This is a genomic window from Bacillus cereus group sp. N14 (genome assembly GCF_016483555.1).
GTDB classification, from domain to species: Bacteria; Bacillota; Bacilli; order Bacillales; family Bacillaceae_G; genus Bacillus_A; species Bacillus_A wiedmannii.
This window is the reverse complement of the sequence record NZ_JAEHBQ010000007.1, coordinates 194,052-211,600: the sequence shown is the minus strand read 5'-3', so window position 1 is coordinate 211,600 and position 17,549 is coordinate 194,052. Positions and strand designations below refer to the sequence as shown.

Here is a 17,549-nt window from a genome sequence, read left to right as displayed (position 1 = left end):
TCTTTATATTTGTATATTTAATTATAAAACATTTCGTTTTCGGGTGTAATGTTTAAATATTACATACAAAGGTGTATTTTCCATAAAATAATAAAAGAGGTATCACCCTATAGTGATGCCTCTTTCTTATTGATAACTATGTTCTGCCTTGTTATTCGATTTTGATTGCTCTATTTGTAATTCACGTTCTACCAATCGGTCTAACTGCTGAATAGCTTTAAGTGCTTTTTCATAAGAAATCGTTCTATAATGGTGCGCTCCGCCCGGTTCTTCATCTGCTTCATCTGCCCATTTAATAATGTTTTGAAGAGATGTCCTTTCAATTTCTTGCTGTACTAAGAAAGAATCTGTATGAAGAAGAATCGCGATAGAAATTTCTTTTGCTAGTTTCGGATGTTCTCCTAATCTAATAAGTAATTTATGAGCTCTTTCTGCTCCTTTAATTGCATGTATATCATTCTTTTTATACAAGTCATAATCCCATTCTCCCTCACTGTACCATGTGTGATGTCCGATATCATGAAGGAAACCAGCTTTTGTTGCAGCATCGACTGAGGCGTGATGCTTTTTAGCTAAGTGAAACGCATGGTAAGCGACAGCAATCGCGTGGACCATCCCAGAACGATTTACGTATTTTTGTGTAATATGGTGTTTGAAAATTTGTTCAAGCGTAATACGGTGCATAAAACATTCACTCCTTTTTATCTAATGGTGTCTATAAAGAAAATCGATCGGTTTAAATGTATTTTGAATATTGTACTCCATCTGTGTAGCGTTAGTAAAGTAGAAATGTTTAGGAGAAGAAAAATTTTATAGACATAAAAGGTCACCTTAGTTTTTTTCTAAGGTGACCTTTTATTGTTTATTTTTTTAATCCTTGCTCCAGTGTTCCTAACATTTCGTGTTTTTCATTTTCATCAGCATTTTTCCAAATGACTTCGAATAAAACGCCAAGACCTGGAAGCATTTTTTCTTCACCGCTTTGAATTGCATCGACAATCGTTTCTTGTAATTGATCTTGTGAATTTCCAGATACATTCGCTAGTACAGCACCGCGTAAATTAAAACTCATTGCTTTCACCTCTTCTTCAGAATTGAAACTGACGTTAGTTTTTGTTCTTTTTTATGTAAATATGTATGAAAAATAGGCTATAATGATAAGACAAGAAGAGAGGGAAATACATATTATGAAAAACATTGATTCAGTGCAAAATCCGCGTGTGAAGCAGTGGAAAAAGCTGCAGACGAAAAAAGAGCGCGATAAAAAAGGTTTATTTTTTGTAGAAGGATTCCACTTAGTGGAAGAAGCTTTAAAAGCAGGAGTTGTAACAGAACTTATCGTTTCTGATCAGACAGATCTTCCGAAAGATTGGACAGTTAATGATGTGGAAATGTATATCGTACCTGAAGCAATCGTAAAAGTACTTCGTGAAACAGAAACGACGCAAGGCGTATTTGCTGTTTGTGAGAAACACGAGAGTGAAGTAGCTCTTGCTGATGGGAAGTTTCTTTTATTAGATGGCCTTCAAGACCCAGGTAACTTAGGGACAATTATTCGTACAGCTGATGCAGCTGGTATTCATGCTGTTGTGCTTGGAGAAGGATGCGTTGATGCATATAATAGTAAAGTGCTTCGTTCTACACAAGGTTCTATTTTCCATTTACCAGTTGTAAAAGGGAACTTAGAAGAGTGGGTAGACAAGTTAAAAGAAAATAACGTTCCTGTATATGGAACCGCTCTTGAAAATGGAGTTCCATATGGTGAAGTAACACCAGCTGGTAGTTTTGCATTAATTGTAGGAAATGAAGGAAGTGGCGTAAGCGAAGAAATTCTTGCAAAAAGTGATCAAAACTTGTATATTCCGATTTACGGCGGGGCAGAATCATTAAATGTTGCGGTTGCAGCAGGGATTTTAACGTATTATTTGCAAAGCCCAGTTGCGAACAAATAAAAAACTTCTTATAATAAGTTGAAGTATATTATATTAAAAGTTAAATAACGAAAAACGTTGATAGAGAAGAGTAACTTACAAAATCGCCATAAAGGGAGAGAATGCCTTAGACTGAAAGTATTCTTATGGTAGACGGAAGTGAATTCACCTCTGGAGTTGACGCCAGGACCATATATATGTAAAGGCGTTCCGGTCAGAATTGATCGTTATAACTAATGAGTGGGCAGACCTGGTCTGTCAATTTAGGGTGGTACCGCGAATTTACCTCGTCCCTTTTTGGGAGCGAGGTTTTTTTATTTTTAAAATTAGGAGGGTTCCAAATGGAAGCACGTTTAAAAGAGCTAAAGCAAAAAGCGTTAGAGCTTATTGAAGAAGCGAAAGAGCTAAAGGGCTTAAACGACGTACGCGTAGCGTATTTAGGGAAAAAAGGTCCAATTACAGAAGTATTACGCGGCATGGGAAAATTATCAGCAGAAGAGCGTCCACGTATGGGAGCATTAGTAAATGAAGTACGTGAAGCGATTCAAACGCGTCTAGACGACAAAATTGGTAACTTAGAAAAAGCAGTAATTGAAGCAAAATTAGCTACTGAAACAATTGATGTTACACTACCAGGTCGTCCTGTTGAAACAGGTTGTCACCATCCGTTAACAGCTGTTGTTGAACAAATTGAAGATGTATTCATCGGTATGGGTTATGAAGTAGCTGAAGGAACAGAAGTAGAAAAAGACTACTACAACTTCGAAGCATTAAACTTACCGAAAGATCACCCAGCGCGTGATATGCAAGATACATTCTACATTACAGAAGAAACGTTACTACGTACACATACATCTTCTGTGCAAGCACGTACGATGGAAAATAATAAAGAAAAAGGCCCAATTAAAATTATTTGTCCTGGTAAAGTATATCGCCGTGATGACGATGATGCGACGCATTCACACCAGTTCATGCAAATTGAAGGTCTTGTAATTGATAAAAACATTCGCATGAGTGACTTAAAAGGTACACTGCAAGTATTCGTGAAAAAGATGTTCGGTGAAGATCGTGAAATCCGTCTTCGTCCAAGTTTCTTCCCATTCACAGAGCCATCTGTAGAGATGGATATTTCTTGTATGATGTGTCACGGCAAAGGTTGCGGCACTTGTAAAGGAACTGGCTGGATCGAAATTTTAGGCGCAGGTATGGTTCACCCGAACGTACTTGAAATGGCTGGTTATGATTCAAAAGAATATCAAGGTTTCGCATTCGGTATGGGCGCAGAGCGTATCGCAATGTTGAAATACGGCGTAGATGACATTCGTCATTTCTATACAAATGATGTACGTTTCTTACAACAATTCAAACGAGCGTAAGGGAAGGAGAGGATAAGTATGTTCGTATCATATCGTTGGTTACAAGAGTATGTAGATATTAAAGATGTAACAGCACAAGAACTAGCAGACAAAATCACGAAAAGTGGTATTGAAGTAGAAGGTGTTGAAGTATTAAATAAAGGTGTAAAAGGTGTTGTAGTTGGTCACGTATTAGAATGTGAAAAACACCCAGAAGCTGATAAATTAAGCAAATGCTTAATCGATATCGGTGAAGAAGAGCCAGTTCAAATTATTTGTGGAGCTGCTAACATTGCAAAAGGTTTAAAAGTACCAGTTGCAAAAGTTGGAGCTGTACTTCCTGGCAACTTCAAAATTAAAAAAGCAAAACTACGTGGTGAAGCTTCTCACGGTATGGTTTGTGCTCTTCAAGAGCTTGGTATTGATGGGAAACTAGTTGCGAAAGAATACGCAGACGGTATCTTCATCTTCCCAAGTGATGCTGAAGTTGGTGCAGATGCACTTGAAATTTTAAACTTACATGATGAAGTACTTGAGCTTGGTTTAACACCAAACCGTGCAGATTGCTTAAACATGTTAGGTGTTGCATATGAAGTCGCTGCTATTTACGGCCGTGAAGTAAAACTTCCAGCTATCAACTTACAAGAAACAGCAGAAAAAACTGCTGATTACATTTCTGTAAGTGTAGAAGCGAAAGAAGAAAATCCGTTATATATTGCGAAAATGGTAAAGAACGTAAAGATTGGTCCATCACCAATGTGGATGCAAACGCGCCTTATGGCAGCTGGCATTCGTCCAATTAGCAACGTAGTTGATATTACAAACTACATTTTAATGGAATACGGTCAACCGTTACATGCATTCGATTACGATAAATTAGGTTCAAAAGAAATCGTTGTTCGTCTTGCAAAAGAAGGCGAAAAAATTGAAACGTTAGATGATCAAGAGCGTACGTTACAAGATCACCATCTTGTAATTACAAACGGAACAAAAGCTTTAGCTGTTGCTGGTGTAATGGGCGGAGCGGATTCTGAAGTTACAAACGAGACAGTAAACGTTTTAATTGAGTCTGCATACTTTGCAGGTCAAACAGTACGCCGTACATCAAAAGACTTAGGTCTTCGTAGTGAATCAAGTGCACGTTTTGAAAAAGGAATCGATCCAACACGTACATTTGAAGCAATTCAACACGCAGCTGCTTTAATGGCGAAATACGCTGGCGGAGAAGCACTTGAAGGTGTAGTAGAAGCTGACAACTTACAAGTACAAGAGCGTACAGTATCTGTTACTGCTGAAAAAGTAAACCGTGTATTAGGTACAAATATTTCTGCAAGTGAAATGGGTACAATGTTCACAAACTTGAAATTCCCATTCACAGAAGTAGAAGGAACATTCCATGTGAATGTACCAGCACGTCGTCCTGATATTACAATTTCAGAAGACTTAGTAGAAGAAGTGGGTCGTCTATACGGTTATGACCACATTCCAGTTACATTACCTTCTGGAACAATGACTCGTGGTAAATTAACATCAGCACAAACGAAACGTCGTAAAGTACGTCGATTCCTAGAGGGTGCTGGTTTATATGAAGCTATCACATATTCATTAACAAGCGCTGATAAAGCGAAGCAATATATGGTTGAGCCAAATGAAAAAGCTCCTGTAAACCTTGCACTTCCAATGAGTGAAGAGCGTAGCCAACTTCGTTTAAGTTTAGTACCGCAATTACTAGAAGCTGTTTCATATAATTTGGCACGTAAAAACGATAGTGTTGCTTTATACGAAGTAGGTTCTGTCTTCTTACCAACAGAAGCAGGAGAACTTCCGAAAGAAGAACAACATCTTGCAGGTGTTATGACAGGACTTGCTCTTCACCATGCATGGCAAGGTGAGAAGAAAGTAGTAGACTTCTTCGTTGTGAAAGGTGTACTAGAAGGATTATTCGACGTACTTGGCGTTGCAAACCAAATCACTTATGCACCAGCAAAACGTGAAGGTATGCACCCAGGTCGTACAGCTGACATCGTATTAGATGGCGAAGTAATTGGTTTCATCGGTCAATTGCACCCAGAAGCAGAAAAACAATTAGATGTGAAAAATACATTCGTATTCGAATTATCTCTTGTAAAAGTATTTGGTGCAGACGCAGAAGAAACTTACTACGCAGCAATTCCACGTTTCCCATCTATGACACGTGATATGGCTGTTGTCGTAACAAAAGAAACAAAAGCTGGCGAAATGAAGCAAGTCATTGCTGAAGCTGGCGGAGAACTTCTGAAAGACGTAACGTTATTCGACTTATACGAAGGTGAAAAAATGGAAGAAGGCAAGAAGTCACTTGCATTCTCTATGACCTACTTCGATGCAGAACGTACGTTAACAGACGAAGAAGTAACAGAAGCACATAACCGTGTATTAACAACGGTAGAAGAGAAATTTGGTGCGGAGTTACGTAAGTAATAAAAGATTGCCGGATTAAGTCCGGCAATTTTTTTTATGGCACGATTGTCGGAAAATCGATATATTACAAAAATCGCTGATATATTTGGAGTTACGATCGATATATTGCGAAAATCGCTGATATATTTTTTGGTATCTTGCATCTTTCTCTCGAATGTAGTACATTAATTTTAGTTTAACAAAATGAAAGACGATGATAAGGAAAAGTAGTATATACTATAATCCAAAGCGAGTCGGGGACGGTGAGAGCCTGATGAGGCGGTATATGTGAAGAACACCTTGGAGTTGCTAACCGAAATTGAATCTTGTATTCAAGAGTAGACTTAGACGGGAATCCGGCCTGTTACAAACCGGGAAGTATGTATTACATACGAGTTAAAGTTGGTCTTTATGACAAATTGGGTGGTACCGCGAAGTTTAACCTTTCGTCCCTTTATGGATGAAAGGTTTTTTTGTATTTAAATATATGTGCAAAGGAGAATTTCACTATGGAAAACACATTAGTAAAAAGTCTGTATAGAGATACAGATAAATACGCAGGTCAAACAGTACAAGTATCAGGGTGGATTCGTAACTTACGTGATTCAAAAGCATTTGGTTTCATCGAATTAAACGACGGTAGCTTTTTCAAAAGCGTTCAAATCGTTTTCGATACAGAGTTAGAGAACTTCAAAGAAATTGCAAAACTTCCACTTAGCTCTTCAGTTAAAGTAGAAGGTACAGTAATTGCAACGCCTGGAGCGAAGCAACCATTTGAAATTAAAGCAGAAAAAATTGATATCGAGGGCTTATCAGATTCTGATTACCCACTTCAAAAGAAACGTCACACGTTTGAATACTTACGTACAATTGCTCACTTACGTCCAAGAACAAATGCATTCTCTGCAACGTTCCGTGTACGTTCTGTCGCAGCATTTGCGATTCACCAGTTCTTCCAAGAGCGTGGATTCGTACATGTTCACACACCAATCATCACTGGTAGTGATACAGAAGGTGCAGGCGAAATGTTCCGCGTAACAACGCAAGATTTAAACAACGTACCAAAAGGTGAAGACGGACAAGTTGATGAATCAAAAGACTTCTTCGGCAAAGAAACAAACTTAACAGTAAGTGGACAGCTGAACGCTGAAGCTTATGCATTAGCATTCCGTGACGTATACACATTCGGACCTACATTCCGTGCAGAAAACTCAAACACAACTCGCCACGCAGCTGAGTTCTGGATGGTTGAGCCGGAGATTGCATTCGCTGAATTAGGCGACGTAATGGATCTTACAGAAGATATGCTGAAATATGCAATGAAATACGTACTAGAGCATGCACCAGAAGAAATGGAATTCTTCAACAGCTTCGTTGATAAAACAGTTCTTGAGCGCATGAACAACGTAATCAACTCTGACTTCGGTCGTATCACATATACAGAAGCAATTAAAGTGCTTCAAGAGTCAGGTGCTGACTTCAAATATCCAGTAGAATGGGGTATTGACTTACAAACAGAGCACGAAAGATACTTATCAGAAGAAATTTTCAAACGCCCTGTATTCGTAACTGACTATCCAAAAGACATTAAAGCGTTCTACATGCGTATGAATGAAGATGGAAAAACAGTAGCTGCTACTGACCTTCTAGTTCCTGGCATCGGCGAATTAATCGGCGGAAGCCAACGTGAAGAAAGAATGGACGTTTTAGTAGACAGAATTAAAGAATTAGGTATGAACGAAGAGGACTACTGGTGGTACTTAGAACTTAGAAAATACGGCGGTACAAAACACGCTGGATTCGGTCTAGGTTTTGAGCGCTTCTTAATGTACATCACTGGCATGGCTAACATCCGTGACGTAATTCCATTCCCAAGAACTCCAGGTTCTTCTGAGTTTTAAGATATGAAAAAGCGAGAGGGTTTCCTCTCGCTTTTTTCCTTTTCGGCAAGAAGACTCCATCTGATTTGTGTTACGGGTGAAATCCAACAATTCAGGTGGAGATGAATTGTTGCATAGTTTATTACCTCGTAGCAAAAAGTAACGCGAAGGGGTGAATATAAATGAGTAAAAAAGTAAAAAAAGATCATTCAAGATCAAGCCTAGGTTCTCCAGAAGTAGAAGGACAAGGAACGACGACACATGAAACAGGTTCTCATAAAGTATCTTCATCAAATAAGAAGCAGAAAAGAAGCTAACATAAAAAAGGAGAGTCTTGGCGGCTCTCCTTTTTTTATATGCATTACACCTTATTATCATTAATTTCTTTTGTAATTTTATCTACATCTTTGTCTAATCGATCTAAATAGAAATACCACAGTAAGCTCATGAACACGTAATAGATGGCCATAACGCCAAGGTTATCAGATATGTTTTCGAATGTGGATTTAGTAGTGAACAAAACTCCCCAAATGGTAGAAATAATGAAGTAAGAAAGCGGGCCTACGAGGTGTACGAAAACATATAATAACTTTTTAACTTTTACAGCGTTCATATGAAAAACCTCCTTTTTCTAATCATAGATTCAAGTTCCTCACAGAAGTGTTGTAGTTTTGTTGGATTGTGTATTAACAAGCGGGCATCGTGTTTCCCGATAAATCTTCGAATCCGAAAGTTTAATAAGAAAGAACGGCCGTAACGCTCTATTAAATCGTTGAACTCTCGTTGCTCACTTAGTAGCTGAATGTTTTCTCTAATTTCAAACTGTCTTTCGTGTGGATCGCCTAGTAAAATATTTAGAATCATTTGTAGAAGTAGCAATGGGAATCTCCTCCTGTGTTAGAATAATCTGTATATTTTAATTGTAACAAAAAACAGGAGTTTGTAAGCTCCTGTTTTTGTCGATACTATTTTAATAAGCGAAACGCCTTCTCCCTATTAGCAAAATGCATTTTTACAAACTCAGGTAATCGTTCTTTACCAAGCTTTTGAATTAATTTAGCAGCGGCGATATCGACTTGTTTACCAGCACCTTTTGGAAGTGGCATGCCAGCTTTTTTGCTTAGTTCGTTAAACTGTTTTACGAATGAGTAACGAGCTAAAATAGAAGCAGCGGCTACTGCTAAATGGACGCTTTCGCCTTTCGTCGCGAAGTAAACATTTTCACGCTGTACCTGCTTTTGCTTTACTAAATATTTGTAGTATGTATCAGGTTGTGTGAATTGATCGATTAAGACGCCTTCAGGTTTTGTAGGTGCAATTTTAGCTAATAAGTTTGTAATAGCTTTATTATGCAGTAAAGCTTTTAACTTACCTTGGTTGTTTCCTTTATCAAATAGCTCGTTATATTTTTCATTATGAAGGACAAGAGAGCTGTAAGGAACAACGTGTAGAAGTTGTTTTGCAATGGCAGTAATTTGATCGTCATTTAAGTTTTTAGAGTCTTTTACACCAAGTTCTTTTAACAGTGGGATTTGCTTAGCATCCACATATACAGCAACTACTGTCATCGGTCCGAAGAAATCACCAGTACCAACTTCATCTGACCCTACGATAGACATTGTACCGATGGAAGTAGGGGGTGCATAACGGTGTGAATCGGCAGATTTTTTTACAGCTGTTTTCGGTGTTTGAGAGACAGTTTGCCAACGAGAAGCTTCTGCTTCAGCACGGCCACCTTGGAACATTACTTTTCCAGATTTATAAGCTGTAATCGTGCAAGACGGCACCTTTGCCATGAAGATTCCGCCTTGTGGGGTTTTTGGGCTAAGTGCCTGTTTGTATTGTTGTTTCATGTCTTCAATTACTGTAGAATTTGTTTGAATTACGATAGAATTTGACATAGTGGTCGCCCCTTTTTTTATATTGTTATTTTTATCATATCGGATTGTTCTTTCTGTTTCCATAATATGATGGTTCATGGTATGATAAACTTTAGGATTCTGTACGTGATTGGAGGCCGGTGAGTTGTCACAACAAAAGGGAAAGAAAAGTCGAATTAATGTAGAAATCTATGGTCAACAATATTCAGTTGTTGGCGATGAAAGTACAAGTCATATCCGCATGGTAGCAGCGATTGTGGATGATAAAATGCGCGAACTCAATGCCAAGAATCCTTCGCTTGACACGAGTAGACTAGCGGTATTGACGGCGGTAAACGTCATACACGATTACATAAAATTAAAAGAAGAACATGAGAAATTGAAAGAAAGTATGACAAAAAAAGGAATGGAATAACATGATTGATATTATTATCATTTTACTGCTTGTTATGGGATTTTTCCTCGGCTTACGCAGAGGGTTTATTCTGCAACTTGTAAAGTTAACAAGCTTTATTATCGCATACCTTGTTGCATACTGGTACTGTAAAGATTTAGCGCCAGCACTTGCGAAATTTATTCCGTATCCATTTGATAAAAACGTATCTGTTCCAGAATGGATTGATGCAAATAATATTGAGACAGTATTTTATCAAGCGCTTGCGTTTATCATATTGTTTATTATTACAAAAATTGCACTTTCATTACTTGGTAATTTGTTAAATATGTTTGCAGAAATACCGGTTTTAAAGCAAGTCAATGCGTTTGCGGGGGCAATCCTCGGATTTTTAGAAGTATATATTATTTTGTTTGTTTTAATTATCGTTGGAAACATTCTTCCAATTGAACAAATACAAACACCATTACAAAAATCATCAATTAGCAAAATAATTGTAGACGATACACCGATTCTTTCTGAAAAGGTGAAGGAACTATGGCAGACAGGTAGCAGAGTATAACTTCTCTTTTTTCGGAAAGAGGAGTTTTTTTCTATGAAAGAAAGGCGGGGCAATGATGAAGGTAAATAAAAAACAAGTTATTAAATTATTAGAGACAATCGGTCTGTTTATGGAACTAAAGGGCGCGAATCCATTTAAAATATCTGCATTTCGTAAGGCGGCGGCAGCGTTAGAAAGTGATGATCGCAGTCTTTCTGAAATTGAAGATTTCACGAAGATTCCGGGCATTGGAAAAGGAACAGCGGCAGTTATTCAAGAATATATAGAATCGGGAACATCTGAAGTATTACAAGAGCTTGAGAAAGAAGTGCCAAGTAGCTTATTACCGTTATTAAAATTGCCAGGACTTGGTGGTAAAAAGGTGGCTAAGTTATATAAAGAACTTGGTGTTGTTGATATGGAATCGCTAAAAGCGGTTTGTGAGGAAAATAAAGTACAAGCTTTAGCAGGTTTCGGTAAGAAGACAGAAGAGAAAATATTAGAAGCAATCGATCAAGTAGGATCTCGTCCAGAGCGTTTACCAATCGCAATGGTATTGCCTATTGCCGGGGAAATAGAGGAGAAATTGTCGAATATTGCTGAAGTAATTCGTTTCTCTCGCGCTGGTAGTTTGCGCCGAGTTCGTGAAACAGTGAAAGATTTAGACTTTATCATTGCAACGTCAGAACCAGCTACAGTACGTGAGCATTTACTGCAATTCGATAATATGATTGAAGTAATCGCAAGTGGAGATACGAAAGTTTCTGTTCGTCTTCAATATGAATATGATATTTCAATCGATTTCCGTTTAGTAAAACCTGAAGAATTTATTACAACTCTTCATCATTTCACAGGATCAAAAGACCATAACGTAAAAATGCGCCAAATCGCGAAAGATAGAGGCGAGAAAATTAGTGAGTACGGTGTAGAAAACTTAGAAACAGGTGAAGTGAGAACATTTGAAACAGAAGAGGAGTTCTTCTCTCATTTCGGTCTTCCATTCATTCCACCAGAAGTGCGTGAAGATGGAAAAGAAATTGAATTAATTAAAGAGTATCCGAACTTAATTCAATTCTCTGATATACAAGGTGATTTACATATGCATACAACGTGGAGTGACGGTGCCTTTTCGATTGAGGAAATGGTACAGGCATGTCGTGCTCGTGGTTATAAATTTATGGCAATTACCGACCATTCACAATACTTAAAAGTAGCGAATGGTTTAACGAAAGAGCGCCTTTGTGAACAAGCGAAAGAAATTGAACGTATGAACGAAAAGTATCCAGACATTACAATTTTACGCGGAATTGAAATGGACATTTTACCAGATGCAACACTTGATTTTGATGATGAAGTATTAGCAGAATTAGATTATGTCATTGGAGCGATTCACTCTAGCTTCTCACAAGACCGTGAAACGATTATGAAACGTCTTCGTGCTGCGCTGGAGAATAAGCATGTCACAATGATTGCCCATCCGACAGGACGCCTTCTTGGGCGTCGTGAGGGTTACGATGTAGATACAGATTTATTAATTGAACTCGCAAAAGAGACAAATACAGTTTTAGAATTAAATGCGAATCCAAATCGTCTAGATTTAAGCGCGAAATTATTAAAACAAGCACAAGATGCTGGTGTAAAAGTAGCGATTAATACGGATGCTCATACGCTTGAAATGTTAGAAGATATGGAAACAGGTGTAGCGGCAGCACGTAAAGGTTGGATTCAAAAAGATAACGTGATTAACACGTGGGATATCGAACGTTTATTAGACTATATTAAACGTAATAAGTAACACAAGGGGGACCTGCAACATGTTAGAAAGAACGTTGCGTGTATTAGAATACAATAAAGTAAAAGAACAATTACTTGAACATACAGCCTCTTCACTTGGCCGTGACAAAGTGAAGCATTTAGTGCCAAGCACTGATTTTGAAGAAATTGTAGAAATGCAAGATACAACGGATGAAGCAGCGAAAGTCATTCGTTTAAAAGGTAGTGCACCATTAGGTGGTATTACGGATATTCGCTCAAATGTGAAGCGTGCAAAGATTGGGAGTATGTTAAGTCCAAATGAACTACTTGATATTGCAAATACAATGTACGGTAGTCGTAATATGAAACGTTTCATCGAAGATATGGTTGATAATGGTGTGGAGCTTCCAATTTTAGAAACTCATGTCGCTCAAATTGTATCTTTATATGATTTAGAAAAGAAAATTACAAATTGTATCGGTGATGGCGGTGAAGTAGTCGATAGCGCAAGTGATAAACTGCGTGGTATTCGTACTCAAATTCGTACTGCGGAAAGTCGTATTCGTGAAAAGTTAGAAAACATGACGCGTTCTTCCAACGCGCAAAAGATGTTGTCTGACGCGATTGTAACGATTCGTAACGAACGTTACGTAATCCCAGTAAAACAAGAATACCGCGGTGTATATGGCGGTATTGTCCACGATCAATCAGCTTCTGGGCAAACGTTATTTATTGAACCACAAGTCATTGTAGAGTTAAATAACGCGCTTCAAGAAGCACGAGTGAAAGAAAAACAAGAAATCGAACGCATCTTATTGATGTTAACAGAAGAAGTGGCAGTAGAAGCGGATATCGTTTTATCTAACGTAGAAATAGTTGCGAATCTTGACTTCATCTTTGCGAAAGCTTTTTATGCGAAGCGAATTAAAGCAACGAAGCCAATTGTAAATAACGAGCGCTATATGGATTTAAGACAAGCACGTCATCCGCTTATTGATCCAGAAATTATCGTGCCAAATAACATTATGTTAGGTAAAGATTTCACGACAATTGTTATTACAGGACCGAATACAGGTGGTAAAACAGTTACGCTGAAAACAGTTGGTATTTGTGTATTAATGGCGCAATCTGGCCTTCACATTCCAGTAATGGATGAGTCAGAGATTTGTGTATTTAAAAATATCTTTGCCGATATCGGTGATGAGCAATCGATTGAACAAAGTTTAAGTACGTTCTCCTCACATATGGTGAACATTGTTGATATTTTAGAAAAAGCTGATTTTGAAAGCTTAGTTCTATTCGATGAATTAGGTGCTGGAACAGACCCGCAAGAAGGGGCTGCATTAGCAATTTCAATTTTAGATGAAGTATGTAATCGTGGTGCTCGCGTTGTTGCTACGACGCATTACCCAGAATTAAAAGCATACGGATATAACCGTGAGAAAGTTATTAATGCGAGCGTTGAGTTCGACGTGAATACATTAAGCCCAACGTATAAATTATTAATCGGTGTACCAGGACGTAGTAATGCCTTTGAAATTTCGAAGCGCCTTGGATTATCTGATCGCGTGATTGATCAAGCTCGTAACCACATTAGTACAGATACAAACAAAATTGAAAATATGATTGCGAAGTTAGAAGAAAGTCAAAAGAATGCAGAGCGTGACTGGAACGAAGCAGAAGCACTTCGCAAGCAATCTGAAAAACTGCATCGCGAATTACAGCGTCAAATTATTGAATTTAATGATGAGCGCGATGAAAAATTATTTAAAGCGCAAAAAGAAGGGGAAGAAAAAGTCGAAGCTGCAAAGAAAGAAGCAGAAGGCATTATTCGAGAACTTCGTCAATTGCGTAAAGCACAGCTTATAAACGTGAAAGACCATGAGCTTATTGAAGCGAAGAGCCGTCTAGAAGGTACGGCGCCAGAGCTTGTGAAGAAACAAAAAGTAAACGTGAAAAACACAGCGCCAAAACAACAATTACGTGCAGGTGATGAAGTAAAAGTGTTAACGTTTGGTCAAAAAGGTCAATTACTTGAAAAGGTAAGTGATACAGAGTGGAGCGTACAAATTGGTATTCTGAAGATGAAAGTGAAAGAATCCAATATGGAATACATTAATACACCGAAGCAAACTGAGAAAAAAGCGGTCGCAAGTGTGAAGGGGAGAGATTATCACGTTTCGTTAGAGCTTGATCTTCGCGGTGAACGTTATGAAGATGCAATGATGCGCGTTGAAAAATATTTAGATGATGCACAGCTTGCAAGCTATCCGCGCGTATCAATTATTCACGGTAAAGGAACAGGAGCGCTTCGACAAGGTGTACAAGATTACTTGAAGAAGCATCGCGGTGTGAAAAACTACCGCTACGGTGACATGGGCGAGGGAGGCCTAGGCGTAACAGTTGTCGAATTAAAATAGCAAACAACGAAACAAAGGGGAACCATTATATGTTTATGGACAAACTTGCAAAAGTATTGTTAGCTTGTTGCGGAATATTTTTGGTGATTGGGGTTATTTATTTAGTTGTTTTTGCGAAGTAAACGAGCGTCAATCGTGGCAGAGTGATATTGCCATAGATTGACGCTTTTAATATATAGGAAAAGGAATAAGCTATGAAAATCAACCAATATATAAGCGAAGCAAAATCTTGCTCAAGACGCGAAACAGACCGTCTCATTAAAGCAGGACGCGTGGCTATTAACGGCGAAATATGTACGCACGGTGCACTCGTGAGCGATGGTGATGTGGTAACGATTGATGGACAGGTTATTGCAAAAGAAGAGAAGGAAAAGGTGTATATTGCCTTTCATAAACCAGTTGGTATTACTTGTACAGCAGCCGAGCATATTGAAGATAATATTATCGATTATATCAATTACCCAGAGCGTATCTTTCCTGTTGGGCGATTAGATAAAGCGTCGGAAGGACTAATCTTATTAACGAATGACGGTGGGATTGCAAATCAAATTTTACACGGTGATCATGAGCACGAGAAAGAATACATCGTTACGGTTGATAAGCCGTTTACAGATTGGTTTATTGATGAGATGTCCAGCGGTGTAAAGATTAAAGATGGAATGACGAAGCCTTGTAAAGTGACAAGAATGGATCAATCTACATTTCGCATCGTTTTAACGCAAGGAATGAACAGACAAATTCGTAGAATGAGCCGTGCTTTCGGGTTTACTGTAACAAAGCTAAAGCGGGTTCGTATTCTGAATATAGAGCTAGACGATCTTGAAGTGGGAAAATGGCGGAGCGTTACATCTGAGGAATTAGACATTTTAATAAATCAGTTATAGGGAGGAAAAATTTTCTCCCTATATTTTTTTGTCAGAAAAAATAAAACTATTGATTTTTTAAAAAATAGCCCATATAATAAAAAACAACAAGTTTCGACAAGATATTTTATAAAAGTAATGATGAGGACATGAGTTGTTTTTGACGATTCTCAGAGAGGGAAGCCTAGGCTGTGAGCTTCCTAATACGGAAAGACAAACTTACCACCTCTAAACTTCAAGAGTGAACTGCATGATGCATTGTAATTCTTGGCGGATAAAACCGTTATCAATTTACACGAGCTATAAAATGAGCTTATTTTGTTATAAATTCATTTTATTAGAATAAGGGTGGAACCACGATTTCAACACTCGTCCCTTTGTTAGGGACGGGTGTTTTTTGCGTTCTTTTACGGGGAAGTATGCTTGAAAGAGGATATGTGACGGCCTTTAATTCAGAATATTTTGTCAATATAAAAATATGTAGGAGGTTAGTAGAAATGAAATCATCTTTAAAGTTTTCTGAGATGTTTGCAATAAGTTTAATGTTGTTTGCACTATTTTTCGGTGCAGGTAATATGATTTTCCCGCCGGCTTTAGGGCAAGGTGCTGGAACAGACGTATGGATCGCGTTATTTGGCTTTATCGTAACAGGTGTTGGATTACCTTTATTAGGGGTAATTGTTATAGCTCTAAAGGGAGATATTAATGAGCTAGCGGGACGTGTACACCCTGTATTCGCACTTGTTTTTATCACTGCAATTTATTTATGTTTAGGCGTATTCGTAAGTGTTCCACGTACAGGAACAGTTGCTTATGAAATGAGTGTTGCACCATTTTTACCAAGTGAGATAGCTGGTCAATCGTATCCACTTGTTATCTTTACATTCATTTTCTTTGCAGTAACTTTCTATTTAGCTTTAAACCCATCGAAATTAGTGGGCCGCATCGGTAAAGTATTAACTCCGATTTTGTTAGCTGTTATAGCAATTATCGTAGGTAAAGCAATTATTACACCAATTGGAGAATTTGGTGCACCGACAGAAGCGTATAATGCTCCGCTCTTTAAAGGTTTTATTGATGGATATTTAACTTTAGATGGACTTGCAGCACTTGTTTTCGGAAATGTTGTTATTAATGCCTTAAAAGCAAAAGGCGTTACAAATAAGAACAGCATTGCAAAAGTAACAATCTTTGCAGGATTTATTGCAGCGCTCGGTTTACTACTTGTTTATTTAGCACTTGCTTATCTGGGAGCTTCTAGTGTGTCTCTTGGAATGGGAGCAAACGGAGGGATTATTTTAACAAACGTTGTAAATCATTTATTTGGTAGTTACGGAACTTTATTATTAGGGATCGCAATTACAGCGGCATGTTTAACAACTTCTGTAGGTATTGTTGCAGCTTGTGGGGAATATTTTTCTTCCTTATTACCAAAGTTTTCTTATCAAAAGATTGTTTTCATCTTCTGTGTATTAGCATTTATGGTAGCAAACCTTGGGTTAACTCAGTTAAACGCATTAGCATTACCGATTTTAATTGCAATTTACCCAATTGGTATCGTACTGATTGTATTATCACTTGTTGAAAACTATATTCGTCTTCCATTAGCTATGTATGTAGGCGGTATTGTAGGTTCATTTGCAATTAGCTTCTTTGATGGATTGCATAATGCAAATCTTCAAGTAGCGGCCCTTGCTCCTATCTTAGATAAAATTCCACTATATAGTGTAGGGATTGGTTGGCTAGTTCCGGGTATCATTGGAATTGTAATTGGATATGTAGTTTCTTTATTTCAAAAGCAAGAAGTTGCTGTAGAAAAATAGTGAAAAGAGGCTTTCTATGAAAGAAAGTCTCTTTTTTTGTAGATAAAATTGCATATAGGGAAATTTAGATATTAAAAATTTTATACGTAATATAGTTGACAAAAAAATTAGCATTAGGCTAAGATTGACTTAGTTGTGGAAATATTTGAAGGAAAGTGAGGAGTGAAAGGTATAAGGTTTTCTATAACGATATCATTTTGTAGATAGAGGTGATAGAGTAGGAGAATGGTGGTTTTATTTTTTTTGACCTTCATTGAGAATGATAATC

The 17,549-nt window shown here is 37.8% G+C and carries 16 protein-coding genes and 3 other annotated features; of the genes, 11 read left to right on the top strand and 5 right to left on the bottom strand.

What is annotated here, in order from left to right:
- Window positions 1–126: 126 nt before the first annotated feature.
- Window positions 127–684, bottom strand: coding sequence for an HD domain-containing protein (locus JDS82_RS13290; RefSeq protein ID WP_000554785.1), 558 nt, complete (start codon window positions 682–684; stop codon window positions 127–129).
- Between the two features lie 178 nt (window positions 685–862).
- The gene (gene sspI, locus JDS82_RS13285) at window positions 863–1,072 is read right to left on the bottom strand and encodes a small acid-soluble spore protein SspI (RefSeq protein ID WP_000009511.1); all 210 of its coding nucleotides are present in this window, start codon (window positions 1,070–1,072) and stop codon (window positions 863–865) included.
- 82 nt (window positions 1,073–1,154) lie between these two features.
- On the opposite strand from sspI, the gene JDS82_RS13280 reads away from it, so the two are divergent.
- The 5 genes from JDS82_RS13280 (at window position 1,155) to JDS82_RS13260 (ending at window position 7,922) form a co-directional block, all read left to right on the top strand.
- On the top strand, window positions 1,155–1,952 hold the full coding sequence (locus JDS82_RS13280; RefSeq protein ID WP_002096285.1) for a TrmH family RNA methyltransferase: 798 nt from the start codon (window positions 1,155–1,157) through the stop codon (window positions 1,950–1,952).
- 48 nt (window positions 1,953–2,000) lie between these two features.
- Window positions 2,001–2,229: a binding site (T-box leader), on the top strand.
- A gap of 43 nt (window positions 2,230–2,272) precedes the next feature.
- On the top strand, window positions 2,273–3,307 hold the full coding sequence (gene pheS / locus JDS82_RS13275; RefSeq protein ID WP_000388217.1) for a phenylalanine--tRNA ligase subunit alpha: 1,035 nt from the start codon (window positions 2,273–2,275) through the stop codon (window positions 3,305–3,307).
- A gap of 18 nt (window positions 3,308–3,325) precedes the next feature.
- Window positions 3,326–5,746: a phenylalanine--tRNA ligase subunit beta gene (gene pheT, locus JDS82_RS13270; RefSeq protein ID WP_199713436.1), complete on the top strand. Its 2,421-nt coding sequence runs from the start codon at window positions 3,326–3,328 to the stop codon at window positions 5,744–5,746.
- Between the two features lie 184 nt (window positions 5,747–5,930).
- Window positions 5,931–6,182, top strand: a binding site (T-box leader).
- Window positions 6,183–6,234: 52 nt separating this feature from the next.
- Window positions 6,235–7,626: an asparagine--tRNA ligase gene (asnS, locus tag JDS82_RS13265; RefSeq protein ID WP_000432172.1), complete on the top strand. Its 1,392-nt coding sequence runs from the start codon at window positions 6,235–6,237 to the stop codon at window positions 7,624–7,626.
- A gap of 161 nt (window positions 7,627–7,787) precedes the next feature.
- Window positions 7,788–7,922, top strand: coding sequence for a YuzL family protein (locus tag JDS82_RS13260; RefSeq protein WP_000039594.1), 135 nt, complete (start codon window positions 7,788–7,790; stop codon window positions 7,920–7,922).
- A gap of 44 nt (window positions 7,923–7,966) precedes the next feature.
- On the opposite strand, the gene JDS82_RS13255 is transcribed toward JDS82_RS13260, so the two are convergent.
- From JDS82_RS13255 to rnhC, 3 genes are all read right to left on the bottom strand, one after another.
- The gene (locus JDS82_RS13255) at window positions 7,967–8,218 is read right to left on the bottom strand and encodes a hypothetical protein (RefSeq protein ID WP_000994750.1); all 252 of its coding nucleotides are present in this window, start codon (window positions 8,216–8,218) and stop codon (window positions 7,967–7,969) included.
- Complete coding sequence (locus JDS82_RS13250) at window positions 8,215–8,484, bottom strand: hypothetical protein (protein WP_000925543.1); 270 nt, start codon at window positions 8,482–8,484, stop codon at window positions 8,215–8,217. Before JDS82_RS13250 ends, JDS82_RS13255 begins: the two co-directional genes overlap by 4 nt.
- Window positions 8,485–8,570: 86 nt before the next feature.
- On the bottom strand, window positions 8,571–9,506 hold the full coding sequence (gene rnhC / locus JDS82_RS13245) for a ribonuclease HIII (protein WP_000071603.1): 936 nt from the start codon (window positions 9,504–9,506) through the stop codon (window positions 8,571–8,573).
- A gap of 124 nt (window positions 9,507–9,630) precedes the next feature.
- On the opposite strand from rnhC, the gene zapA reads away from it, so the two are divergent.
- From zapA to brnQ6, 6 genes are all read left to right on the top strand, one after another.
- Window positions 9,631–9,900 (top strand): cell division protein ZapA, encoded by a 270-nt coding sequence (gene zapA, locus JDS82_RS13240; RefSeq protein ID WP_000082701.1) that lies wholly within the window; start codon window positions 9,631–9,633, stop codon window positions 9,898–9,900.
- 1 nt (window position 9,901) lies between these two features.
- A complete protein-coding gene (locus JDS82_RS13235) occupies window positions 9,902–10,441 on the top strand; it encodes a CvpA family protein (protein ID WP_000565411.1) in 540 nt (179 codons plus the stop codon).
- Between the two features lie 55 nt (window positions 10,442–10,496).
- Complete coding sequence (gene polX / locus JDS82_RS13230) at window positions 10,497–12,215, top strand: DNA polymerase/3'-5' exonuclease PolX (RefSeq protein WP_000867527.1); 1,719 nt, start codon at window positions 10,497–10,499, stop codon at window positions 12,213–12,215.
- A 19-nt stretch (window positions 12,216–12,234) separates the two neighbouring features.
- Window positions 12,235–14,595 (top strand): endonuclease MutS2, encoded by a 2,361-nt coding sequence (locus tag JDS82_RS13225; protein WP_199713435.1) that lies wholly within the window; start codon window positions 12,235–12,237, stop codon window positions 14,593–14,595.
- Between the two features lie 194 nt (window positions 14,596–14,789).
- Window positions 14,790–15,479: a 23S rRNA pseudouridine(2604) synthase RluF gene (locus JDS82_RS13220; RefSeq protein ID WP_000700742.1), complete on the top strand. Its 690-nt coding sequence runs from the start codon at window positions 14,790–14,792 to the stop codon at window positions 15,477–15,479.
- Between the two features lie 108 nt (window positions 15,480–15,587).
- Window positions 15,588–15,838 (top strand) — a binding site (T-box leader).
- Between the two features lie 117 nt (window positions 15,839–15,955).
- A complete protein-coding gene (gene brnQ6, locus JDS82_RS13215; protein ID WP_149237434.1) occupies window positions 15,956–17,281 on the top strand; it encodes a branched-chain amino acid transport system II carrier protein BrnQ6 in 1,326 nt (441 codons plus the stop codon).
- The last annotated feature ends 268 nt before the right edge of the window (window positions 17,282–17,549 follow it).

Coding starts and splice junctions, on each gene's coding strand:
- JDS82_RS13290 (WP_000554785.1), bottom strand. CDS start 684: ATGCACCGTATTACGCTTGAACAAATTTTCAAACACCATATTACACAA.
- sspI (WP_000009511.1), bottom strand. CDS start 1,072: ATGAGTTTTAATTTACGCGGTGCTGTACTAGCGAATGTATCTGGAAAT.
- JDS82_RS13280 (WP_002096285.1), top strand. CDS start 1,155: ATGATAAGACAAGAAGAGAGGGAAATACATATTATGAAAAACATTGAT.
- pheS (WP_000388217.1), top strand. CDS start 2,273: ATGGAAGCACGTTTAAAAGAGCTAAAGCAAAAAGCGTTAGAGCTTATT.
- pheT (WP_199713436.1), top strand. CDS start 3,326: ATGTTCGTATCATATCGTTGGTTACAAGAGTATGTAGATATTAAAGAT.
- asnS (WP_000432172.1), top strand. CDS start 6,235: ATGGAAAACACATTAGTAAAAAGTCTGTATAGAGATACAGATAAATAC.
- JDS82_RS13260 (WP_000039594.1), top strand. CDS start 7,788: ATGAGTAAAAAAGTAAAAAAAGATCATTCAAGATCAAGCCTAGGTTCT.
- JDS82_RS13255 (WP_000994750.1), bottom strand. CDS start 8,218: ATGAACGCTGTAAAAGTTAAAAAGTTATTATATGTTTTCGTACACCTC.
- rnhC (WP_000071603.1), bottom strand. CDS start 9,506: ATGTCAAATTCTATCGTAATTCAAACAAATTCTACAGTAATTGAAGAC.
- JDS82_RS13235 (WP_000565411.1), top strand. CDS start 9,902: ATGATTGATATTATTATCATTTTACTGCTTGTTATGGGATTTTTCCTC.
- polX (WP_000867527.1), top strand. CDS start 10,497: ATGAAGGTAAATAAAAAACAAGTTATTAAATTATTAGAGACAATCGGT.
- JDS82_RS13225 (WP_199713435.1), top strand. CDS start 12,235: ATGTTAGAAAGAACGTTGCGTGTATTAGAATACAATAAAGTAAAAGAA.
- JDS82_RS13220 (WP_000700742.1), top strand. CDS start 14,790: ATGAAAATCAACCAATATATAAGCGAAGCAAAATCTTGCTCAAGACGC.
- brnQ6 (WP_149237434.1), top strand. CDS start 15,956: ATGAAATCATCTTTAAAGTTTTCTGAGATGTTTGCAATAAGTTTAATG.